This is a genomic window from Stenotrophomonas sp. PS02297 (genome assembly GCF_029959705.1).
Taxonomy (GTDB): Bacteria; Pseudomonadota; Gammaproteobacteria; order Xanthomonadales; family Xanthomonadaceae; genus Stenotrophomonas; species Stenotrophomonas nitritireducens.
The window spans coordinates 1-22,508 of sequence record NZ_JASCOS010000024.1; the positions used below are offsets into that span (position 1 = coordinate 1).

Annotated in this window: 24 protein-coding genes and 1 pseudogene; 14 read left to right on the forward strand and 11 right to left on the reverse strand. The window is 59.9% G+C overall.

Annotated features, from left to right (window positions below; genetic code table 11):
* The 9 genes from QMX80_RS07355 to QMX80_RS07395 all read left to right on the forward strand — a co-directional run.
* The coding region (locus QMX80_RS07355; protein ID WP_282276200.1) for a replication initiation protein at positions 1 to 783 on the forward strand (783 nt) is incomplete at its 5' end.
* 11 nt (positions 784 to 794) lie between these two features.
* The gene (locus QMX80_RS07360) at positions 795 to 1,070 is read left to right on the forward strand and encodes a single-stranded DNA-binding protein (RefSeq protein WP_282276201.1); all 276 of its coding nucleotides are present in this window, start codon (positions 795 to 797) and stop codon (positions 1,068 to 1,070) included.
* Positions 1,071 to 1,073: 3 nt separating this feature from the next.
* Complete coding sequence (locus QMX80_RS07365) at positions 1,074 to 1,277, forward strand: hypothetical protein (RefSeq protein WP_282276202.1); 204 nt, start codon at positions 1,074 to 1,076, stop codon at positions 1,275 to 1,277.
* Positions 1,278 to 1,290: 13 nt separating this feature from the next.
* Positions 1,291 to 1,431, forward strand: coding sequence for a major capsid protein (locus QMX80_RS07370; protein WP_282276203.1), 141 nt, complete (start codon positions 1,291 to 1,293; stop codon positions 1,429 to 1,431).
* Positions 1,432 to 1,616: 185 nt separating this feature from the next.
* The gene (locus QMX80_RS07375) at positions 1,617 to 2,750 is read left to right on the forward strand and encodes a virulence factor TspB C-terminal domain-related protein (RefSeq protein ID WP_282276205.1); all 1,134 of its coding nucleotides are present in this window, start codon (positions 1,617 to 1,619) and stop codon (positions 2,748 to 2,750) included.
* Complete coding sequence (locus QMX80_RS07380) at positions 2,747 to 3,022, forward strand: DUF2523 family protein (protein ID WP_282276206.1); 276 nt, start codon at positions 2,747 to 2,749, stop codon at positions 3,020 to 3,022. The genes QMX80_RS07375 and QMX80_RS07380 overlap by 4 nt, the downstream gene beginning before the upstream one ends.
* Positions 3,019 to 4,062 (forward strand): zonular occludens toxin domain-containing protein, encoded by a 1,044-nt coding sequence (locus QMX80_RS07385; protein WP_282276207.1) that lies wholly within the window; start codon positions 3,019 to 3,021, stop codon positions 4,060 to 4,062. The genes QMX80_RS07380 and QMX80_RS07385 overlap by 4 nt, the downstream gene beginning before the upstream one ends.
* 93 nt (positions 4,063 to 4,155) lie before the next feature.
* A complete protein-coding gene (locus tag QMX80_RS07390) occupies positions 4,156 to 4,479 on the forward strand; it encodes a hypothetical protein (protein WP_282276209.1) in 324 nt (107 codons plus the stop codon).
* A gap of 69 nt (positions 4,480 to 4,548) precedes the next feature.
* A complete protein-coding gene (locus tag QMX80_RS07395; protein ID WP_282276210.1) occupies positions 4,549 to 4,737 on the forward strand; it encodes a hypothetical protein in 189 nt (62 codons plus the stop codon).
* Positions 4,738 to 4,862: 125 nt separating this feature from the next.
* Here QMX80_RS07395 and QMX80_RS07400 read toward each other — a convergent pair whose 3' ends face one another.
* The 3 genes from QMX80_RS07400 to QMX80_RS07410 all read right to left on the reverse strand — a co-directional run bounded on the left by QMX80_RS07400 (position 4,863) and on the right by QMX80_RS07410 (position 8,348).
* On the reverse strand, positions 4,863 to 5,126 hold the full coding sequence (locus QMX80_RS07400; protein WP_282276212.1) for a DUF3653 domain-containing protein: 264 nt from the start codon (positions 5,124 to 5,126) through the stop codon (positions 4,863 to 4,865).
* Between the two features lie 1,259 nt (positions 5,127 to 6,385).
* Entirely contained in the window at positions 6,386 to 7,138 is a 753-nt protein-coding gene (locus QMX80_RS07405) for a hypothetical protein (protein WP_282276214.1), read from the reverse strand.
* Positions 7,139 to 7,343: 205 nt separating this feature from the next.
* Positions 7,344 to 8,348, reverse strand: coding sequence for a hypothetical protein (locus tag QMX80_RS07410; protein WP_282276216.1), 1,005 nt, complete (start codon positions 8,346 to 8,348; stop codon positions 7,344 to 7,346).
* 359 nt (positions 8,349 to 8,707) lie between these two features.
* Here QMX80_RS07410 and QMX80_RS07415 point away from each other — a divergent pair, with 359 nt between their 5' ends.
* Positions 8,708 to 9,844, forward strand: coding sequence for a hypothetical protein (locus QMX80_RS07415; protein WP_282276218.1), 1,137 nt, complete (start codon positions 8,708 to 8,710; stop codon positions 9,842 to 9,844).
* A 177-nt stretch (positions 9,845 to 10,021) separates the two neighbouring features.
* Here QMX80_RS07415 and QMX80_RS07420 read toward each other — a convergent pair whose 3' ends face one another.
* The 3 genes and pseudogenes from QMX80_RS07420 to QMX80_RS07430 all read right to left on the reverse strand — a co-directional run bounded on the left by QMX80_RS07420 (position 10,022) and on the right by QMX80_RS07430 (position 12,452).
* Positions 10,022 to 10,738, reverse strand: a complete 717-nt coding sequence (locus QMX80_RS07420) for a hypothetical protein (RefSeq protein ID WP_282276219.1) — start codon at positions 10,736 to 10,738, stop codon at positions 10,022 to 10,024.
* Between the two features lie 49 nt (positions 10,739 to 10,787).
* A pseudogene (locus tag QMX80_RS07425) lies at positions 10,788 to 11,294 on the reverse strand (transposase); the annotation flags it as partial.
* Between the two features lie 222 nt (positions 11,295 to 11,516).
* Positions 11,517 to 12,452 carry a DNA-binding protein gene (locus QMX80_RS07430; RefSeq protein WP_282276220.1) on the reverse strand — a complete coding sequence of 312 codons (936 nt, stop codon included), beginning with the start codon at positions 12,450 to 12,452 and terminating at the stop codon, positions 11,517 to 11,519.
* A gap of 107 nt (positions 12,453 to 12,559) precedes the next feature.
* Here QMX80_RS07430 and QMX80_RS07435 point away from each other — a divergent pair, with 107 nt between their 5' ends.
* The 4 genes from QMX80_RS07435 (at position 12,560) to QMX80_RS07450 (ending at position 17,691) form a co-directional block, all read left to right on the forward strand.
* A complete protein-coding gene (locus tag QMX80_RS07435) occupies positions 12,560 to 13,636 on the forward strand; it encodes a site-specific integrase (RefSeq protein ID WP_282276221.1) in 1,077 nt (358 codons plus the stop codon).
* A 403-nt stretch (positions 13,637 to 14,039) separates the two neighbouring features.
* Positions 14,040 to 15,245 carry an ABC-three component system protein gene (locus QMX80_RS07440; RefSeq protein ID WP_282276224.1) on the forward strand — a complete coding sequence of 402 codons (1,206 nt, stop codon included), beginning with the start codon at positions 14,040 to 14,042 and terminating at the stop codon, positions 15,243 to 15,245.
* Positions 15,242 to 15,751, forward strand: coding sequence for a three component ABC system middle component (locus tag QMX80_RS07445; RefSeq protein ID WP_282276228.1), 510 nt, complete (start codon positions 15,242 to 15,244; stop codon positions 15,749 to 15,751). Before QMX80_RS07440 ends, QMX80_RS07445 begins: the two co-directional genes overlap by 4 nt.
* Positions 15,748 to 17,691, forward strand: a complete 1,944-nt coding sequence (locus QMX80_RS07450) for a DUF3732 domain-containing protein (protein ID WP_282276230.1) — start codon at positions 15,748 to 15,750, stop codon at positions 17,689 to 17,691. Before QMX80_RS07445 ends, QMX80_RS07450 begins: the two co-directional genes overlap by 4 nt.
* A gap of 158 nt (positions 17,692 to 17,849) precedes the next feature.
* On the opposite strand, the gene QMX80_RS07455 is transcribed toward QMX80_RS07450, so the two are convergent.
* The 5 genes from QMX80_RS07455 to QMX80_RS07475 all read right to left on the reverse strand — a co-directional run bounded on the left by QMX80_RS07455 (position 17,850) and on the right by QMX80_RS07475 (position 22,361).
* Positions 17,850 to 17,987 (reverse strand): hypothetical protein, encoded by a 138-nt coding sequence (locus QMX80_RS07455; protein WP_282276232.1) that lies wholly within the window; start codon positions 17,985 to 17,987, stop codon positions 17,850 to 17,852.
* Between the two features lie 430 nt (positions 17,988 to 18,417).
* A complete protein-coding gene (locus tag QMX80_RS07460; protein ID WP_273083429.1) occupies positions 18,418 to 18,825 on the reverse strand; it encodes a low affinity iron permease family protein in 408 nt (135 codons plus the stop codon).
* Between the two features lie 151 nt (positions 18,826 to 18,976).
* Positions 18,977 to 20,302, reverse strand: coding sequence for a hemerythrin domain-containing protein (locus QMX80_RS07465; protein ID WP_282276235.1), 1,326 nt, complete (start codon positions 20,300 to 20,302; stop codon positions 18,977 to 18,979).
* Between the two features lie 300 nt (positions 20,303 to 20,602).
* A complete protein-coding gene (locus QMX80_RS07470; protein ID WP_282276237.1) occupies positions 20,603 to 22,000 on the reverse strand; it encodes a PAS domain-containing protein in 1,398 nt (465 codons plus the stop codon).
* Positions 21,984 to 22,361 carry a response regulator gene (locus QMX80_RS07475; protein WP_273083434.1) on the reverse strand — a complete coding sequence of 126 codons (378 nt, stop codon included), beginning with the start codon at positions 22,359 to 22,361 and terminating at the stop codon, positions 21,984 to 21,986. Before QMX80_RS07475 ends, QMX80_RS07470 begins: the two co-directional genes overlap by 17 nt.
* Between the last annotated feature and the right edge of the window lie 147 nt (positions 22,362 to 22,508).

The following is a 22,508-nucleotide window of genomic DNA, read 5'->3' on the forward strand; positions in this document are numbered from 1 at the left end:
CCGCTCGCGTTGACCCCTGAGGGCCAGCGCGAAGCGCTGGCCCTTGGGCTTGTCCATTACAAAACAAGTGGACACGCGGCACCGAAAACCGGGCGCGTGTCGATTGAGATTGACCCGCTGCTAGCGCGGGCGCAGCGGCTGCGTAAGTCCGTGATTACGTCCGCGAGGTTGCATGATGAAGAAGCGAAAAAATCGGGGTTCCGCGGGGCGTGGTACATGCTCACGCTCACCTACCGAAATGGAAGCCGTTGCAGCCCTCGCGACGTTAGCGAGCTTCTTAGGTTCATGCGGCGGCACTTCAATCGCGCTCGAGCCGGCGCCAAACGGTTTATCGGTCAGGTGTTCCGTTATCTCTGGGTGGGTGAGCTCACCCAGGCCGGCCGACCCCACTACCACCTGTTGATTTGGATTCCGCGTGGCATGTGGTTCGGCAAGCCCGATGCGAACGGCTGGTGGCCGCATGGATCAACGCAAATCGAAAAAGCCCGCAACGCTGTGGGCTATCTCGCTAAGTACGCGTCTAAGTTCACCAGCTTGGTCGCCGGCATGTTTCCGAAGGGCTTCCGCACTCATGGATGCGGTGGCCTGGACAACGAATCCCGCCGCGAACTGCGGTGGTGGAAAGCACCCATGTCTGCCCGTGATGCGCTCGGCCCTGACGCCGACATTCGCAAAGCAAAGGGCGGGTGGTTCGACAAGCTCACGGGCGAATACTGGCCCAGTCCGTGGCGCGTAACTTTTTTCGGTGGCCGGGTGATCGCTTGGAGGGTTGTAGAACTATGAAAGTACAGGTCATGAGTGAAGCGGTGGAAACCCGCTCATTTCCCGCGCGTGACGGCAAGCCCGCCGTGCATTTTCGTGAGCAGAAAGCCGCCGTCTTGCGTGACGGCGATTTCCCGCTGCCGTTCAAGGTCACGCTCGATGAGGACCAGCAGCCCTACAAGGTGGGCACGTATGACCTGTGCCCCACGTCGCTGGAATCGAACAAATACGGCGGTTTGGATTTCGGCCGTCGCATCCGCCTCCTGACGCCTTCGCCGGCACCGGGTCCGGCGCCGGTCAAGGTGTAATCCATGCCTACTCAGCAGGCCCACGTCCTCTACTGCGTCGCGTTCGATGAGGTGACGAACGAGTGCACGCAGCAGGTGTGGATGCCTGCTCCCTCTTTGCTCCCGCCGATGACGATCGAGCAGGCGGGGCAGATTGCCAGCATGGCGTTCCTCGTTCTTGGGGCTGCGTGGTGCTGGAAAAAGCTCGGTCAATCAACCTCTCGATGAAAGGAGTATTTCGATGGATCTCGACGTTTCCGGTGTTGTCGCTGCCCTGGCTGCCGCTACCGCTGCCGTGGGCCTCGTTGGTGCTGCCAAGCTGCTGCCGAACGCCGCAATCAAGGCGTGGTCGTGGATGACCGCAGCGATCCGCGGCGGCTGATTCAAGGTCGCAGGGGAGGGGGCCTTTCGGCCCCCTTTTTCTTTGGAGGAAATGAGGATGGAAGGGTGGATCGTCTTAATCATCGTGCTACTCGCACTCCACATTTTGTTCGGCGACTGAGATGGTTCCTCGTCGCTTTCGCGCTTGTCGCATTCGTCGCGTCGGCTGCGTATGAGACGCACGTATTGCCTGCGTCCACCGGCTGGGTTGCTTCTGGCCGTAACGCAGACGGCACTATCAGCTATGTCCAGAAGACCGAATGGGCGGCTAATTTTTTCAAGAACACGCCGGGCGGTGGGGCTGCTGCTGCAACGGAGTTTCGTACCACTACCGGAGCTTTGAGTTCTTCCACTATTGGTGGCCTAGCGCGCAAGGCAATTCGTGGCGGCGTTTATGGCGTTGCTGTGACGCTGGCCGTGGAGGGCATCATTGATGGCGCTGGCTGGGCGATTAATGAACTTAAGGATCAGGTTACTTCGCCGGGGTCTAAAGAATCTTTGGATGCGCATGGATGGTGCAGGGGGAGCAATTGCGCATCTACTATTCATGGCCTTTTGCCATGGGCGCAGCAAAATTTTCGTCCATCTGATCCGTCTATTGTTTCTCGCTGGATAGCTGTTGAGACCAGCCTTGTGGATGGTTACTTGTGCGCGTTAGTGAAACCTGAATTTGGCGGTGGTTGCTCAGTTTCGGTTCCTGTTGAATTTAGGACAAGGCCAGTTTCTGGTTGGGGTGATTTTGTAAACGTTGGCGTTGGAACTGACCCTTCACCTGTATCTGATGATCAGTTGGGCGATGCCATCCGTGATAACCCTCGACTTGTCAATGACCTGCTCACTGATCCGCGTACCGGCCGTCCGATCATGACGCCGGAATTGCAGCAGCAGGGGGAGCAGTTGAAACGCGACATTGAGCAACGCGAGGGCTTGCCTACGTCCGATCCGCTGCCTAATCCGAATCTTGAAGATGACGCGCCTAAGGATGACGGCTCACCGTGGCCTTCGTTCTGCGGCTGGGCAACGGTGGTCTGTGATTTCATCGAGTGGTTCAAAAAGCCGGGTGATCCAGACGTTGATCTGCCGGAGCGTGAAATCCAGTTCGATCAGGACGGATGGAGTTCGGGTGTTGGTGGTGGTACGTGCCCGCAAGCGCAGGAATTTAGTGTCGATCTCGTTGGCACTACTGGCCGCGCCTCATTCGATTTTCAACCGCTGTGCAGCTTCGCCACGACCATGCGTCCGGTGTTGATCGCGGTCTGCGCGGTGATCGCTGCATTCATTCTTGCAGGCCTCCGTAGTAGCGGGGGAGGGAAGTCATGAAAGCTCTATTGCAGTCGTTGTTCGGAAACTCACTGGCTCGCATTCTGAGCGGTGCGGGTCTTTCGGTGGTGAGCTACGCCGCGTTGGTGCCAGTCGTCCTGGCCGGGCTTAACCTCGCCGCGTCGAAGGTTGGCGGGATCGCGGGCGACTTGGCTAGTCTCGCGCTGTTGTCGGGCGTGGGCGAGGGCATGAGTATCGTGGGCTCGGCTGCTATCGCGCGTATGTCCATCGCTTCGGCGAGCGTGGGAATTGGCAAGGCGGCGCAATCATGATCTACCTGGTCACCGGCATGCCGGGCAACGGAAAGACGCTCTATGCCGTCGATTTCATTAAGAAAGCGGTGGAGAAAGGGCGTAAGGTCTACAGTGACATTAAGGGGCTCACGCTGCCCGGCGTTGAGCCGGCACCCGATGACTGGCGCACCGCGCCCGATGGTTCGCTGATCGTCTATGACGAAGCGCACAAGCGATTCCCTAGCTTCAAGGGCAAGGGTCGCTCTCCGCTCGAAATCGTGCGCGATATGGATGAGCACCGGCATCGTGGCTTCGACCTGATGTTCATCACGCAGTGGCCGGACAAGGTTGATCAGGAGTTGTTCCGGTTGGTCGGCACGCACTGGCATCTGCATCGTGCATTCGGGCTGCAGCGCGCTTCGCTGTGCATGTTCTCGCGAGGCGTCATGAACCCCTATAGCGCGACCGCGCGCAAGGGCGCTGATGAATCGATATGGGACTACCCGAAGGACCTGTATAAGGTCTACAAATCCAGCTCGCTGCACACCGACGCCCACAAGTTCAAGCTGCCGCTGAAGGTGAAACAGGCGCTAATTTCCCTTCCAATGATCCTGCTGGTTCTATGGGGGCTGTACTGGTTCCTCGTACCTAGTACGCCGGAGAAACCGGAGGCGGGCGCGGAGCGCAGCGGAGCGGAGACGACGCGCCCGCTGCCGGCATCACCGTCGTTCCAGCCGCTGGTAAGTACGCCGCAGGAGAACCCAGCGCCGGCCACTGTTCCGCAGGTTGCTGGGTGTGTGCAATCCGAGCGTGGGTGTCGCTGCTGGGACGTAAGCGGCCTGCAGCTGCAGCAATCGCGCTATGAGTGTGAGCGCATGGTTGAGCAACCCTTGCCGATCAACATTTACCACCAGTACGCGAGCGCGCAGGGTTCCGCTTCCGCGGAAGTCCAGGGCAGTGAGGGCGGGGCGGCCGCATCGTCGGTCGTGCGCTACAAGGCCGGCGAGCGCCCTGACGTGTTCCCACGCTCTCCGGGCTATCAGGTCGAGTCGTGGACATCGCCCACCACCACAATGTAATTTCGTGACGCGTCACATATAACAAATGATCATTAGAATATCGTGACGCGTCACGATAATATACAGCCATCGACAGGCGGAAAGGAATTCGTGATGCGTGACGAAAAAGACCCCGGCACGATGGAAATGGAACTGCCGCAGCCGGTTCGCAAGCGTGGCCGTCCCTGCAAGTCGTCTACGGGCAAGCCAATGGATGCCGCTACGCGCGCCTACCTCTACCGCCGTCGCCGCGTCTTGGGCGCGCTTCGCCCGATTGCGGAATTGAGTGACGCGTTACTAATTGATTCGATCCGTCGCAATGTCCGGGAAGGCGATCATGACGTGCGGGATATGTACATTGAGGAACTGGTCCGTCGGCATCACTCGTCGGGCAAGGTGGGCGAGGATGCGTTGTACGCCGTCCGCAAGGTTTCGTAATTCGTCACGAAATTGACTTGTCGGCCAGCGGCTGACATCCTCTGTTCGCCATCTGAACAGGGGACGTTCATGCATTTTGATATTGCGCCGGTCGTAGGGCTGTTTTACCGCCTGACCGGCGTTCTTGTTTTCGCCATTGTCGTTGGCCTGCTCGCCGCTGTTTTCTCGCGCGGTCTAGGCAAGAAACGCCAGCACGCCATCATGCAGCTTGCCTTTACGGCAACCCTCATCCTCGGGGCGCTGCTGTTCGTGCTGTAGGGGTGCAGGGGCGCCGCCCCTGCGGTGACGCATCACCCGCGCCTGTGCGGCCTCGGCCTCAGCCGATCCCGGCCCACCGGCTTCGCCGCGGCGAACCTCGGACCATCACCCCTGCAGACCGTTTTTCAGCCAGCCCGGCCGAAGTGGCGATCTCGCCAGTCGTTGAGCTCCACGATGACCACCTTGACCTTCGCGCCGTACTGACGCGCGCGGGTTCCGGCCTCGGCCTTGCGCCTGGACGCGTAGCCGGCGCGGCGCAGTTCCATGGCATCGCGCCATGCGAGACCGCGCAGGCGTTCGGCGGTCATATGGTCGCCGTCGGGCGATACCAGGTAGCGGCCGTTCTCGGTCCAGCGCCAGCCGGCCCAGGTGTGGTTTCCGTGCGTCATGCTGCAAGCTCCGTGTCCTTGGGTGAGCGGTGCCGGTCGATCAGACCAGCAAGCCACCAGCGGATGCAGGAGCCGAGCCACGACCGGATGGCCGTCACGAGATTTAACATAATATACATTATGCGAAATGTCGTATCGCCGGATCAGCTGGATCTGGCTCTGGATCACTTGACGGGACAACTAGATCTGTACTTTTGCGCCATCTAAATCTGTACTTCTTATGGCGTAACTACACATCTGATGAACGGGCCCGCCGATCTCTCACTCAGGCTCCGCCTCTCCGGTGGCTGGCGCGACACCAGCTTCCTTTATCGTCGAGGCTGGTGGCTTCGACCACACTGGCCCGAACTCGGCGTACCAAGCAGCGATCATGCGTTTCAGCCTCGGACTCGAGCCGCGCCCGCCGAGTTCATGTCGGACGTTACACTGAGTCGATGGCTTTCCCTTTATTAGTAGGGATTCAATCGCCGCTGAGACTTCTTCTTGTGTGATAGGCATAGTGGGCATCCCCAAAAGCAAGATGCATGGACGTGTCAGCGCTCATTGTGCGCCTACCGAGGCCGTCTTCAAGTGCTTACGCCTATTTATGTGCGGGTACTTATTCAGCGCGCTCTAGCTTCGGCGCCAAATCGACCAAGAAGGCTCCGGCCTGAACCAAATTGTTGGGCGCACCAAAGTATGGTCAGCAGCCGCACCATCCTCAAGGGCCGCACTCTGGTATCCCTGATCTCAATGCTTGCGATGGTGTAACCACAAATCACTTTGCCGCACCCAAGTCGCCCCTATTTCAACGCCCAATTTGCTGGCCCCAGGTCTAGGCGACGTTCCAGTCTCGGATGAACTTCTCCTGTTCCGAGGTTTCAATGGCTCCTGGTCGCACAGAACGTACAAGACTCATCGCTTCATCCGCACTGTCTAGCACCATGGCGCAAGGAACCGCGTATCTGGCGCCGCCCCGTCCGTAATGGGGAGGCCAATCCACTCCAGTCCGTGAGTTGGAGCATGCTCGGGAAGTGAGGCGATCTCGGGGTCAGCCGACATACGTGTAAAAATGACTCACAGAATCTGATTTATTTTGTGAAATCATAAGGTTGCCGGATAAAAACGGAACTTCGGCCGGCCTATCCCACGGCCACACCCCTTTCGAGGGTCGACCATACTGATAGCACCAAAGCAATTGCCACCAAAGGAGTTCTTTCCCTCCTTGGCCGTCGTCACCGTAGAGGGGCAGCTATGCAACTGCCCCTCCGAATGCCTCTTCAGAAGATGAAGCTTCCTTGGTCTGCATAGCCCGTGGGCTGGACTTGGGCACTCGCCACGCGGGGCTGCATGGCCCGCCTGCACTCGAAATCCTCACCGCCGTCCATGATCCAGATGCCCAGCCGCCGCTCCAGCCAGCCATGGGCGTAAGCAGCGCCGTCCTCAATGCCGCCACTCCGATCGGCTTCGATCCCTTCGTCTTTCGGACTCAGAAGCACATGAATCGACAGCTCATCACCGCTGATCGCCGCCACTGCTGCGTTTGCCTGCAAATCACCATCAAAGGTGAACCTGTACAGCCCACGATCACCACCGTTGTTCTTCGGGTTGGCACCTAGCCACCAGTCTTCCCCAGGGGAAAGACCGAACAAGCGCTGTTCCAGTCCGGCGTTGACAGCAGTCACCATCAGGTTGCGCCAAGCTGTCCAGCGAGCGCCCTGCCGCTTCCGGAGCGGATGGCGACGCCCTAGCGCGTAGGAGTGCTTGAGTTCGGGCAGAACCTGCAGGTCACCGGGTGCCGCATAGCCCAATTCGCGTAGACGAGCGATCAATCTGGCGTTGCTGGGCTTCTGGGCCTGGATGGTAGGTCGCCCTGCCAGTGCCGCTTTCAATGCAGCATTCGTATTGAATCCGAGGCCGGCGGCTACTGCTTCGGTCAGATGGGACGAAGAAACGCCAGTCACCTTGCGCTGGGCGTGTTGTTTCAGGTTGCGCACCACCGCTTCGGAAACGAAATAGGAAGATGTCAACATGCCAATTTCCTCGAGGAATGGCCGATGTCTGCCGATTAAGCATCGACCGAGGATGGGCACGGTCAAGTGGGTCCAGCGGGATTGAAACGTCGTTTAACCCGGCAGCAGGTTCAGCGTGACGCGGCTATGTGTACAGCATATCGCGCCACCATCCGGATGCAATAGACAGCCCTCGCGGGTCAGCCTCACCGAGCGTCATGGATGTTCAATCACCACTCTCAGCTTTGGCCTGCCGAATCAGGTAGTGCTTGAGGGCCCAGCCCTCAACTTCCCGGCCCTCAATATGATTCCGATACCGGATCTTGAGCCAGCGCCCATTCTTTCCCGTGGCCACCACGACTTGATTGGGATGGGCCGTATCCAGAAGCCCTCCTTTACTGATCGCAGACCTCACAGGGACCGGTCGCGCGACAACGAAATACTGATCCGGCTGATCGGGTGAGTGCGCTGCTAAGGCCCCAATTGCGGCAAGCAGGCGGTCGCGGTATTCCCGCTCCTCCTTCTCGGCCTGGGCCCTGAACACCTGTTCCTGGGCCGCTTGGTCACGAGCAAATTGTCCTTGAGCATGCGTCTCCAATAGCCCGAGCATGGCGGTTAGCGTGCCGAGTACGGTCAGAAACACCACGATCCACTCGTGCCTGGACAGACCTGCTGCGTGGAGCTGCTGGGGCGTGGTGCCGGTCAGCGGCAACCGGTCGATGGCAGCATGAACACCCTCCAGATGCTCGTCCAAAGCGTTCCAATCAAGCGCCTCGTCGTCGCCAGACTCCATGTCGGGCAAGGACTCCTGCAACCGTCTTACGTGTTCGGCAGCAGATTCGAGCTGGGCGGCCCATGGTGCGATCTGGCCGAGGTTGAGCTGGTCGACGACGCGCGGAAAGGAGTCGGAGATGCGTGCCACCTGGTCCAACAGGCGACGGTGGTTTTCGATCGCATCCAATGATGTCCTTGATGCGCCCAATATGCTGGCTACGCGATCGAAGCTCGCGCTGTACTCAGTGACACGGTTGACGGCCAACTGGGCGGGTGCGAGCAGCTTCTGATAGCGGCTCGCCTGCTCCAGAATCGATCGTATGGCATGGGAAGGCTGCATCATCTGCTTGCGCCAGCGCTCCTGCTCGTCAAGCAAGGTGCGGGTCACGTTGCTCGCCGCTTCGATGGCGCGGCGATGCGGGTACTGCGACTCAATCTGCATTATGTCGATCGACATGGGCCTGAACCTCGAAGAGTATTGTTGGGCAGTCGCCCGATTGTAGGCACGGTGTCTCGGCGACCCCGCTGAAAACTGCCAACGCCATCGAGCGTGCGACTAAGGGGTCCTGCGATCGTTTTTTCTCTTCGCTTGAGACGCGGACTGTCGCATCTTTGCGAAGCTGAGGGCTCGCAGGGAGTCGTTACGAATACAGCCAATTATCCGCTAAAGTAATGATAAATAAGTAAAATTATGGCGCTGCCCGCCCATTCTGCGGTGGACTAATCGCGGACCGAACCGACAATGCTGCCACCTTCAGGTCACAACTGCTCATACTTGTGCCGGATAGGAGTACACCCCCTATTCCGAGGATCTCTATGCGTTCAATTTCCAATGCGTTCTTTCACCAGGCCGAAATTACTCAGATAGATCGATGGGAGCACGGCCCACTCGAACTTGCGTTCCTGTCCGAACCGGCGGCAGGTCACTTGGAATGGACGGCCCACCTGCACAACTGGAATGCCACGCAAAGGGCCGGATTTGTGCGGTCGGGAGAAGCCATCGAAGGGTTGAAGCCGTTCGTTCCTTACCTCGAAGAGCGGCGCAATCCGAATATGATCTTGGTGCCGACTTACGGCGGGAACTCCGAGCTCGACGTCATGTTGGCCGGCCTGTTGCCCGACGATATCTTGGCTAAGGCAGGTCTTGAACGCCGACGCTCCATGATGGGCCTGTTGTACATGCACCACGACTTGCCGGCGGACTACGGTTCGCGGGCACGAGCTGCATTTGCGCAATACATCTGGACGCGATTGTCTCCGCGGGCGCGTTTGGGGCAAGGTGCTTTCAACGCGCGCTCGTCGCTGCGACTGCTCGCCGGCGACACTCCGTACTGGGCGCACCGTCTATATCGCCTAGCATTGGCTAGGCGCGATGAATTCTTCGCTCCCACTACACACGAAGACGAGACCTGGAAGCCACTCGCAGAGTTACGCGCCAGAATCTTGGCCGACCTGCCCAGGAAAGAGAGACACCTGTTCGACATCCAGCGGCCCCTGATGGGCGGCGACGTCTGGGACGAGTTTGATGCCGACGAGCGTGAGGAGGTGCTTCAGAGTGCGATCAACGGCGATGGTGTCCTCGAGTCGCTCGATCCGGTGGTCGAACTGCTGCACAGCCACCGGACACATGAGGACTTCTCGGGCGCGAATTCTTGGATCAAAGAAGATTTTGAGCGCAGTTTCTATTCCAAGCGGGCGAAATTGAAAGTCGACCTAATCGAGACCATTGACGATGCCCCAGCTTACGCGCTGGAGCCCAACGAGCCGTATGAACAGGTTCTATTCCGCGATGTGATCGCAATGCTCGATCAGAAAGAGCGTCGCTTGGTGGTAGCTTTGCGGCTCGGTAAGAATGCCTCCACCATTGCGCGCGAGTCAGGTCTACGCGGCCACGCGTCGGTTTCGCGACGCATCGCCGCGCTTAAGGCGAAGGTTGCACGGCTACTAAATTGAGCTGAAGCGTAAACGCAGATCGAAGTAGGATCGCCGAGGATGTGCTTGGTTTTGATCAGGTGACTATCGAGAAGCAACGACGTGCCACTATCGTGCATCACGACCAGCGTGTCGGTACGTGCCGACTTTGCTTCGGTGCGAACCATGGTGCCCCGGTATCCACCGCTCTATAGCCTGCTATATTCCGCCCCCTAGATCGAGCCAAAACCGGCAGCTGAAGTTGTTGAGCCGACGATCAAAAGCGTCGGTGCGTGCCTGAAACGTTTTCGGGATCGCTGCACCGTCGCCACCCTGCCGAAAGTACTCGGCGAGCGAATGGAGTCCGTTGTTCATTAGTTGCTCCCATTCGCGCCAAAGCTCGTCCTGCAAATCCTGCGCACGCTGACGGGTGCTAGATTTTCGCTTCGGGGCCGGCATTGAGTAGTCCGGGCATGGATCATGCGAGTAAGTGAACGTGATAGTGCCGTGCGCCCATTCGACCTCGAGTGACGGGCGCCAGCGGTAGCACACCCGCACCGACAGCGTCCTCGTGAAATGGCTTGGTGGAATGATTTGGTCATAGACGAAGAAGCGCTGCCCTTCTTGTTCCTGCGTCTCGATCCGCTGCTGCATCTGCCGAACTGCGTTGCCCAAGTCGCTGCCGGCACGGCGGGCGCGCTCACCGGTGTCAGCTAGCTTCTTCGCCGCCTTGGCTCCCGCGTAGGCCTGTAGTGCCACATCGAACTCGCGAAGTTTGGCGGCGATAAACGGCCCGCAACTGTCCAGCCGTAAGTCGCGTAATGTCGCCCCTGGTCGCCGCGCGTCCAAGGAAGCTGAAATCGCCCGATCCAGCACCTGTACATCGACCTGCCGCAGGGCCTTTTGTTCATCGCAAGGAATATTGATGACACTCAACTCGGACTCCATGCGTTAGCAGTGCGTGGGAATGCTTTGTTACGCGATGCTACGGGGCAGATGTCGCACCACATGAGACAGTTTCGGTTGCAGGGTTGGTGCGATCGGGCCGCAGTTGCGCCAGCAACTGCTCCAACGTGTCCTGGCGGACGCTGGCCCGTAGCGCTTCGGCCTCAGCCTGTTCGCGACGTTCCTGTTCCTTGGCCAGATCGTCGTGAGCACTAGCTAGCTCGGCCCGGACGGTTTCCAGTGCCTGAGCATCTTGGGTCCAGCGGGCCTGCAGGGCCTGGTGCTCGGCGGCCGTGAGTTGCAGCGCATCCAGCTCCGTCCGTTGCTTGTCCGCTATCTGATGCACCTGAGTTAGCTCCCGCTCCAGACGACTATGGCGCTCCAGCCATTGCCCATTGTCGCGGTTGAGCTGCACTAGTTCATGGTTCTTGGCAGTCAACGCCTCGTTAGTCTGGCGCAGTGTGACCTGCAGCTCCTGCACCTGGTGCTCGTGCCGGCGTTGCTCCTGTTCGCGCTGGTCCTTCACAGAAGTCCGATAGTGCTCCAGTGTTCATCGACAGACATTTCTGCCTCGTTGGTGCAGCGATTCTGGTTCGCAAGGCAGACATTTCCGGTTTGCCGTGAACCTTGGCAGAGATTGCTCCCTGTTCGTTGCCACAGTGCAGATAATTCCGCCTGCGGACGAACAGACATGACGCGAATATTCTTGCCTCCTTTCAGGCAGCCGCGGACAAATGTGCTCACTCTCAGCTCGCCCTGCGGCACATGCTCACGCCTTCCGCTTTTTCGCAGATTTGGTCAGTGCTGTAGCTGAAGGAGCCTTGCGCGCCTTAACTGCGCCGCTCCGGAGGGCGGCTTCCACGGCTGATGATAGATCAAGGGCTTTGCCGAGTTGTGCTTCCAGCGCATCAGCACGAGCCCGCTGGATTTCCAGTTCTTTACGGGCCTCGGACGTTTGGAGCGACGCGTCCTCAACGGATCGCTGGGCCGCTACGAGCGCTTCGCGATGTTCACGACTCAACGTGGCGATCCGCTTCTGCAGATCCTTCGTCTCCTGACGCGCTCGATCGATCTCCACGCCGGCGCGCTCCTCGACGGCGTGAACATGCTGGGCAGTGGCGGCGCGCTCGGTGCGGGCCGCTGCTTCTTGGGTCCGAAGATGATCCTCTGCCAACTGGCGTGCGGTCTCGGCCTGTGCAGCCCGGGCCTGTGCCGCATCGCGCTCGTCGGTTAACGCCCGGAGGTGGTCTTGGAGCTGGTCGACCCGGTACTGCAGTTGCGTGGCTTGGGCGGAAGCCAGGCGCTCCGCGTCTTGGCTGGCCTGAACCTGCGCCTGCAAGGTGGCGGCTTCGGCTGCCCAACGTTCACGGGCCTGCGCAAGTGCCTGCTGATCGGTCAGCAAGACAGCTCGGTCGGTGACAAGTTCTTGCGAGGCCTGCACCTGAGCGCTCTGCAGTGCCAGAGCCCACCACTCCCCTGCCAAGGCAGCCACGGCATCGGGCGCCCCCGGAACTGCTAGCCGCGCGTGATGGGACTGCAGCCGTTCGCCCAGCCGTTGCCACCAGGTCTCCAGCCAACGCGTCACCGTGTTGGGCGAGCCCGTGCCGAGATGTGCACGGATCCGTTCCACCGTCGGGCGTTCGCCGTTGGCCACCACCTGATCGGCAGCGGTGTGGACGTCGGATTCGGTGATGCCGCGGGCCATGGAATGTCTCCTGTGTGGGCGCCCTACTCTGTTGATTCACTACTTCCGATAAGAGATAGTTATCGGAAGTAAGAGGTCATTTTCGTTCTATACACTACATAATACATATGAAAAATGGACTGGCGCATCTAACCTCCGAGCGGCCGCCCGCGCTGCAGCCCGAGCATCTGGCGGCCTGCGCCGCCGAGGCCGTGCGCGAGATCCTGGCCGAAGCGGCCTCGGCGAACACCACCCGCAGTTATGCCGCCGCCCTACGCTACTGGGCGGCCTGGTTCCAAGGGCGCTATGGCCAACCGATCACGCTGCCCGTGCCGCCGACCACGGTCGTCCAGTTCGTGGTCGACCATCTGGCACGCAAGTCGAAAGCCAGGCTGATCTGGGAACTGCCGGCCGCCCTGGATACGTCACTGGTAGCCGGCGGCCTCAAGCAACGCGTGGGCCCACTGAAGCTCAGTACGATCGTCCATCGCGTGGCCGTCTTGTCCGCCGCCCACCAGCTCAAGAAGCTCGCCAATCCCTGCGAAGCACCGGAGGTGCGGCAGCTACTGGCCAAGGGGCGACGGGCCGCGCACAAACGTGGCGAGCGTCCCCGCAAGAAGACTGCCATTACCTTGACGGAGCTGGAGGCACTCGCGACCACCTGCGAGGACTCCCTTACCGGCCTGCGTGATCGTGCCCTGCTCTACTTTGCGTTTGCCAGTGGCGGGCGCCGGCGGAGCGAGGTCGCCGCGGCCGACCTGTCCGATCTGCGGCGCATTGGCGCCCGCGGCTATGTGTACCGGCTTGAACACGGCAAGACCCTGCAGGACGGCCCGAAAGCAACCTCAACCCCGGACAAGCCCATTCTGGGCGTGGCCGCCGATGCCCTCGCCGCCTGGTTGGAGGCGGCCGGCCTGACGGAGGGGCCGATTTTTCGCCGCCTCTGGGGCACCACGATCGGCCCCGGCCTGTCGTCCAAATCCGTCGCCGATATCGTGCAGAAGCGCGCGCGCTTGGCAGGACTGGAGGGGGATTTTGGCGGGCATAGTCTGCGCTCCGGGTTCGTCACCGAAGGCGCCCGTCAGGGGATCGCCCTACCCGCTCTCATGGCGATGACCGACCATCGCTCCGTAGCCAGCGTGGTCGGGTATTTCCAGGCGGGCGGAATCGCGGACAATCCCGCCGCCAAGCTTGCGGGAGACTAACAGCGATCGCTTCCAGTTTTCTTGCGCCTATTCCTTGGCGGACACATTGAATCCGGACCTTTTGGGAGCGTCTAATGGCGAAGATCAAGTGGAAAAAAGCGCGCTTCATTCGCATACCGTCGCCTTGATCGTGAGGAAGTAAGTGTGCGCAAGACGAGCCTCATCCCTTGAGTCCGCGATCAAGTTACCCAGCGTCATTGCCGACAAAGGCTTGCAAGCCATCCTCGCATGACTGACAGACGCTACCCATAGCCAGATCAAATGGGTTACTGCATAAGGAGACTTGCACCGCCAGGAGATTGTGTTGGATGCTTACCGACTACGGACACGGCCATGGCGCGACCGGCTTCCATAGCGGGAGATGCAGTCACGGCGCCGCCATATCGGTGGGAAGGAGATAGGGATGACTGCGGGGGGACAAAGCGGCTCGCTCTTTGGCGCGGGGGATTCCGCGCTGGGTTATCTCTATCAGATTCGCCTCGCCTTATTGGCCTCGTTGCGCCGGCTTGCACGGGGACAGATCTTCTCCCTCTACCTTGAAACGCTAGACGACGTTACGTTCGAGCCATCGGGTAGCCCGGTCGAGTTGTTCCAGCTCAAGCACCACATCCGATCCACAGCCAACCTGACGGATGCGAGCCCGGATATCTGGAAGACGTTGCGCGTCTGGATCACCGGCCGCTCCGACGGCACGATTCCTCTGGATGCGCGCTTGTGCCTGGTCACCACCAGCCCGATCACCGAGCATGCCCTCGCGGCCAAGCTCGGCCTGAAGGATCGCGATGAAGCCGGCGCCGCTAGCGCGCTCAGTGTGGTTGCAACGACCTCTACTAACACGGAGAACTCTGCCGCCTACGGCTTGTTTCTCGGCCTCAATGCGACGGAGAAGCTCGACCTTGTCAGCTCCATCACCATTGCGCCCAAAGCCGACAACATCGGCGAGATAGAGACAGGCCTAAGTGAATACGCGCGCACTGCCGTCAGGCGTGATGTCGCCTCTTCGTTTCTCACCCGCCTGGAGGGCTGGTGGTTAGTGCAGTGCCAAAAGCACCTCATCGCACAGTCGATGACGCCGATCTCGAGCATGGCCTTGGAATCCCAGATCGACGAACTCCGTGACCAGTTCCTCATCGATGCACTACCCGTCGACGATGACATCCTGGAGGCAGAAGTCGCGCTATCTGCTTACGAGGATGCAATCTTTGTCTACCAGGCCAAGCTCGCGGCCATTGGCCCTCGACGCGTATTGGCTGCTGTTCGCGACTACTATCGCGCGTTCGAGCATCGATCGCGCTGGATGCGAGAAAACCTCTTACTTGTCGGCGAACTCGACAAGTACGAACGAACACTCAAGGAGGAGTGGATGCTCGTCTTCGACCGTGCCATAGATGAGTTGGGCCAACCTGCCGCCGAGGCGGAACTGACAAAGGTGGCGCGCGCCATCTATCAATGGGTGGAGACCTCCTGCTTCCCTATTCGGCCGCGTGTCGGCAACCCAAGCCTCTCGCGAGGCTCCCTGCATATGCTGGCGGACAAGCGCGCCGTGGGTTGGCACCCGCAATTTCGTGAACGCCTTGAGGCGCTGTTGGCATCGAGGCCAGTTGCATGACTGCCTCCCCTTGGCGCGAGCAGCCATCGGAGCAAGCACGGCTTTTCAATCCCGCCTTTCTTGGCGCTCTCGTGCTCTGCTCCGCGGATGGCTATCAGCGCACCTCTCAGGAAAGGCACGGCCTTCCATACCCCTTGGCATTTCTCGTACTTCCCATCGTGCTGCACAAGCTGACCCGGGAGGCATTACCCAGGACAACGAGAACCTCCTTACCCGCATGGATCAGCGTCAACGCATACACCCAGGTGGGCTTTCCGGTACGTGCGTCATCGTTGGTTTCATCGACAAAGGACTCCATCGCCGTTGCCTGCCGCGGCGGCCTAATCGCAATCGAGGGATCTCGGCTTTGCGCCCGCGCAAAAATGAGCACCATCACTCAGTTCGCCAATACGGTGAGGTCGCCTGAAGTCAGCGACTGCCTGAAAAAGGCGCAATTCGTCGGCAAGTGGTTTTCCGGTTCAGGCGATTATCAAACCATCATGGCACTTTGGGGAGTGCGGCCTTGAGTATTCAAATTCTCGATATTGTCCTCTATGGCGAAGGCCGGCATCCACGCGTGCTATCGCTGAAACCCGGTCGGCTCAACATCATCACGGGTGATTCCAAGACAGGTAAGTCGGCGCTTATTTCCATCGTCGACTACTGCCTCGGCAGCGGCTCCTATCTGGTGCCGCATGGCGTCATTCGCGACCACGTGGTCTGGTACGGCCTGCGCCTCACCGATGGCCAAGCGCAGCACTTTGTTGCGCGCCGCGCTCCGGACGCGAACCGTCAGAGCACGACGGATGCCTACTATGCCACGGGCTCAAGCTTGGACATCCCTTCGCTCGAGCGGCTGGACGTCACCACCAACATCGACACGGTGGTAGAACGCTTGGGCGTAGTGACCGGCATCGCACTGAACCGCCACGATCCACCGGAGCATCAGACGCGCCTCCCGCTAACCGCCACCTTACGGCACGCGCTGGCGTACGTTTTTCAGCCTCAGACGGAGATATCTCAACCCGGGTTCCTTTTCCACGGGCAGAACGACACTTGGTTCGCTCAGGCGATCAAGGACACGTTCCCTTACTTTCTGGGCGCCGTGGAAGAGGATCACGTCGCTAAATCGGCACAACTGAAGGAACTGCGCCGTGAGCTGCGTGTACAAGAGCAGGCGCTGACGCGTATCGAGACTTTGACGAGTGACAATAGCATCGTCTCCCTGGTGTCCGTTGCTAGGGATGCCGGCCTCGTCGCAGCAGACCATGTGTCCGATTCACCTTCCGAAGCCATGGCTACGCTCCAAGCCATCATGTCTCGTCCGCTCACCGAGCAGATTGACGACACCTCGACCGCGATCGATCAGGCTGAACTGGCGCGTTTGAATGATCGCCGCACCGAGCTGCGCAGGGATTTGCACCGTTTGGACGATGAGCTTAAGGCGATGATTGAGCTGCGCAACGAGGAGAACGCTTACACGCATGAAGCCAGCGAGCAGGTCTCTCGTCTAGAAAGCATCGGTTTGCTGGAACGGTCGGACGATAATCACTGCCCGCTCTGCCAGCAACCCAGCGACCGCCTTCCCCTCTACGCCGAACTGGAAGAAGAGCTTCGAACTGCTTCCGCGCAGCTCGCGGCGGTACGGCGCAGCACACCGGGGCTGGAAGCCTTGGTCGTCGAGAAGACCCGCGAACTGGAACAGGTTCGCGTGGCCCTGCAGGAGAACTGGGATGCGCTTGAGGCCGTTCGTCGCTCGGACCAGCGCCTGTCAGCACTGCACGACTCCGCGACGAGACGCGCCATGGTGCTTGGACGCATCAGCGCGACGGTCGATTCATATCCTTCCCATCAGGATTCCTCAGAGTTGCGTGCACACGTCGCAGATCTTGCCCACCGGATAAAACTGCTCGAGACCGAGCTCAGCGACGAAACTGTCCGGGAGCGTGTCGACTCCTGCTTGTCTCGCCTGAGCGAGCGTATGACGCGGTGGGCCACTTTCTTGGAGCTTGAGCACAGCGGCGTCCCGTTTCGCTTGGACCGCAGGAAACTTGAGGTGATCGCTGATGCAGAGAGCGGCCCGATCCCCATGAGCGCAATGGGAAGTGGGGCGAACTGGCTTGGGTGCCATCTGATTGCACACCTTGCGCTTCACGAGTGGTTTGTCCGCAAAGAACGTCCGGTTCCGCGCTTCCTGTTTCTCGATCAACCGTCACAGGTCTACTTCCCAGCAGAGGCCCATGCCGGAATGTCTGGCGAGTTGCCGCAGGATGAGGATCGCTTGGCCGTAGTCAGGATCTTCGAGTTGATTGACAACTTGGTTAAGGAGCTGGCGCCGCATATGCAGGTCATCATGACTGAGCATGCCGATCTCAACGAAGCCTGGTTCCAGAAAGCCGTGACAGAACGCTGGCGGAATGGTGCTGCACTGATACCGTTGGAGTGGCGGCAACCGAGCCTGGATTGAATCGGACGTGCCTTTCCATCCCCGATAACGCCGCGCTCATCACCGGCCAGCGCGCCTGAAATTGGACAGGCACACCAGTGCAGTGACTGGCGTTGTTCGACCAAAGAAAAGCCCGGCATCCAGCCGGGCTTGCTTAGCCGAACCATGCTTGGCGCGGCTCACTCCTCTTCATCATTCACTTGGTGCGGTGCCTTCTTTTGCTGCTGCCCTTGGTCCTGCTGGCCCGCCTGATTCGGATCCTGGCCCGGCTTCTGTTGCGGATTCTGATTATGGTTCTGATCGCGCTGATTGGTCATGACAGTCTCCAGTCGGTTACGGCGAGTTGCCGTGAATCAATGTTGCCGATCACTCCGTTTCTTTGGCGTGCCGGCATGTCAACCACGCCACCACATCACTGACTGGGGCCGCTTCCAATCCTTGATCGAAAAAGCAGTTCAACCGAGACGATGTCCATATAGGTATTGGAAGGCAACTCCAACATAGCTAATGCTTTAGTTCTTAGCTGTGCGCCCAAATAAGCATCGTACGGGACATAGCCACCGAAATCGCTACTCAGTGCCCGATAGTCGCTCCCTCGATTGCCAATTGATCTGACAGCTGTTCGCAATCACGCCGGCCATGCTGCCGCCTGCTGCCGTCATCTGGACCAGGAACAAATGACCTACAAGAATCAGTCAATCCTTCGTTAGGCCTGCCGCTATAAACCGGGATCTAACGCACTTGCTGCTACTCATCAGGAGCGGGCATATGGAGATCAGATTTCTTCGTGAGTTGACTTGCTCTTCGTGCAAGCTCCGCATATCGACTCCGAACTTTCTCAAGATGCTCAAGATCCATCTCCTCAAGATTAAGAAGCTCATTGTTTGCGGTGGCTGAGGCACGGATGAGCTCATCCAACTTGATATGAAGTGCGGCCGTGTCGGCGTTTTGGGTATGCTGGATCACGAAGACCATCAAGAAAGTGACGATAGTCGCCCCGGTATTGATTACCAACAACCAAGTGTCATTGAAGCCAAACATCGGCCCCGCCATTGCCCATACGATCACAACGGCGACAGCAAGCGCAAATGCCTCAAAAGAACCTGCAGCCAAGGCGATCGTAGCCGCCACTTTTCCAAACGACTTCTTCAGCATGTTGCCCTCGATTTCGTCGATTCATGCACGCATGAAACATGGCGGGGTGCCGACATATGCCGAGATAAGCACACTCGGCTTAGCTGTCCTGTTGCTCTCATGCCGTACAAAGGGTCATACGACCCTTTGTACGGCGGATTAGCTTTTTTTCTTAACGGCGAGAGCTGTAGCGGCGACCAGCATCCTCGTCTCTACGGCTCTCCCAGCCACGTTCGGCTGCGCGGGAATGCCCTTCCGCATCACCGAACCAGCCGCCATGGCTGCCATGCCGGGAATAGTTGTCGTCGTCATTGCGTGAGCGTCCATAGCCGCCGCGGTCGTCGTCATAGCGCGAACGGCTATAGCGGCTGCGGTCGTCATCGTCATCGCGGCGGCCTTCCCAGCCGCGTTCGGCGGCGCGCGCATGACCTTCCGGATCACCGAACCAGCCCCCGTGGCCGCCGCGCGAGGAACCGCCCCGATCATCGTCGTAGCGCGAGCGACTGGAGCCACCACGATCATCCTCGTAGCGCGAACGGCTGTAGCGACCACTGCGGTCGTCATCGTCGTTCCGGCGGCCTTCCCAACCGCGTTCGGAAGCGCGCGAATGACCCTCCGGATCGCCAAACCAGCCACCGTGTGACTGACGCGACGAGCGGTCGTCATCATCGCGCGAACGACTGTAGCGGCCGCGGTCGTCTTCATCGTAGGTGCGTCCGCGCGAGGAGCGCTCATCGTCGCGGGAACGGCTGTAGCGACGGTCGTCATCGTCCTGGCGTCCGTGGCTGGAGTAACGGCGTTCGTCATCGCTCACGAACCGGCCTTGGTCGTCGCGTTCCTGATTGTATCGTGCCATGTTCATATCTCCATAATCGGAATAACGCTTTTTGCCGAGCGAGCGGGAGGTCGGGGGAATGACGCCTTCGGTTTCGGCCTGCAGTTCGAGTTCCTGCTTCCTGGCCTTCAGGCGCTCCCCCAGCTCTGCCATGTCCAAGCCGGATGAAACGGCCTTTGCGAAGATCCCGCTGCTCGGCTTCTCTTCTTCGCGGACATGCAGCTTTACGTATTCCCCAAGTACCTTGACTTTCGCGTCGTAGAACGGCGTGTCGGGGCTGTCGTCGGTCAGCTCCCGGATGAACATGCCGAGCGTGTCGTGCTCGACCTGTGCCTCATCCATCACCTCGTTCTCAATACCGCCCTTGCGGCACGCGGGGTAGAAGATCTCCTCCTCCAGCATCGCGTGTATGACCAGCGCGTTGCCGATATCGCGGATCAGTTCGGACTTGTCGTCGGCATCCTCGGTAGCGGCGTACTGCGCGAACATCTGTTCGACCTGGCGGTGGTCGCTCTTGAGAAGCAGGACCGCATCCTGGCCGCTGGACGATGTACTGGCAGGCGTCTTATTGACGGCCTTACCGGCCGTCCTGCCGACGACCTTGCCGACACCCTTACTGGCCTTCTTTGTCGCGGTGGCGGCCTTGGTGGTTTTTTCCTTCATTTCCTGGACTCCGTGTACGGGTACCAGGAAAATCAGCACACACCATGCCAACTCTGAAATCCTCGCGAGCGCGGCGTTTCAAGGGATTCTGTGGATGCGGCGCCGTGGCAGGCGCGAAGCAAATGCGCACCCGATGAAAAAAGTTCCGGCTGTGATCCATGCGCTTCATGGCGCGCGAAGCCACCGACTCCGCAGATGAAGCACATGCCGCGCACAGTGCGTGATGCATCATCTGAAGCCACGCACCATCGACGCCAGCATTTTCAGAAATTCGCGCATGACGCGCCACGGCGCCGGTATTCAGCAGCTCCGCAACGGCACCTCGATCACGCATTCCACGCCGTGGGCGTTCAGCTGATATGACGTACGCGCTTTGAGCTGATAAGGCAAAGCGCGCTCGATCAACTCGCGGCCGTAACCGCCCTTGCGCCCCGGTTCCGGCGGCACCATATCACCGCATGTCTCACTCCACTCCACCTTCAGCACTGGTGTGCCGTTGTCGCTGCGATAGCGGCGCCAGCGCACCGCCAGACGACCGGAACCGGCTGAGAGCGCACCGTATTTGGTGGCGTTGGTCATCAATTCATGCAGGGCCAGAGCCAGCGTCTGCAGTGTGGTCGATTCCAGGCCGATGCCGCTCGGGCCATCCAGCTGCACTTGGGTGCGGTCAGCGCCATGTGCCTGCAGCTCCTCAAGTAGGAGCTGGTCGAAGGTAACCACGCCACCATCGTCTAGGCTGGAAAGCAACGTGTGGACCCGCGCGATCGCGGTGATGCGGTTTCGGTAGCTATCACGGAATTCGGCCAGCGTCGCGCATTCGTCGAGCGTGCGTTCGGCTACGGCGCGCACGACGGCCATCAAGTTGCGCGTGCGGTGCTGCAACTCTGCCATGAGCACCTTGGCGCGTTCCGAAGCCTCCTTCTCTTCGGTCGCGTCATGGCCGATGCCGCCGATGCGTACCACCCTTCCTGCGCAGTCGAGCAGTGGGAATTTGGTATTACGCATCCAGCGGATCGCTCCATCACCGCGACGTATCCGGTATTCGACCACGACGCGTTCGCCCGCCCTGACCCGCTCCAGCGCGTCGTGGACCCGGTGCCGGTCCTCGCGCAGGATCATATTCGTCCAGCTCTCCAGCGATGGGTGGGCAAGCATCCGCCCCCTTTCGCGTCCATAGAGGCGATCGAAGGCTTGGCTCAGGTACTCCAGGCGCAGGGTTCCTGCGTTGCGGATCCACAGCACATCAGAGGCGGCATCGCCGAACTGGGCAAAGCGGGCCATGCTTTCATGCAGCGCTCTCTCAATGTCGACATTGCCGGTGACGTCGTGCAGAGTGCCGGCCACCTTCCCAGGATCGCTGGCGTCGCGCAGGTGAAACAACGTCTTCAGCAACAGGTTGCGTTGCTGCCCATCGGGCAGCCAGTATCGGATGTGGCAGGTCGAGTCGCCATGTTCCTCGCCCGCGAGCGAAAGCAGCGCATGCAACTGCTCCCTGTCATGTTCGTGAACTTGCGACAGGAAGCTATGCATGTCCGGGGCAATCACGCTCGGCCGGTAACCACCGATGTCGAAGCCCGAATCGGCCCAACTGATCGCATCACTGGCCACATGCCAGACCCATCCGGCCAGGTGAGCGGGGGCTGCGATACGCCCGCCTGCTTCCCAGTCTTGGTCGTTCGTATCAAATGGCATCGACATCCAGCAGCTCCAGAAGCAGCGTCCTGACATCCTCCGCCCCGAACGGCTTGACGCACTGTAGGCAGCCCGAATAGCGCTCGGGTATCAGACCGTGGTCATATCCAGTCGTGAACAGAAAGGGCACGCCTTGCCCGCTCAGTCGGTCCGCTACCGGATACACGTTCTGCCGGCCAAGATTGATGTCCAGCACCGCCGCATCTGGCGGCGGATGGCGGTCCAGCAGCGCGTTGGCGTCTTCCACGCAGCTGGCTGGGCCAATCACCTCGGCGCCGTCGCCCCGCAACAGTTCGTGCAGGCATTCGGCAAGCATGTATTCATCCTCAACGACAAGAATCCTGCGCCCGGAAAGGGTGGCGTTCATGTTCGTTCACATTCTGGTCGAATTGGTGAATATCCGAAGGCAGATGTTTGCGGCATGTGAGCGGATGTAACGGCCACATTAACGTATCGCTGCGCACCCGCCCGCCATGGTGCGCACCATTCCGGAAGGAACAGAGGTGGCGACGCA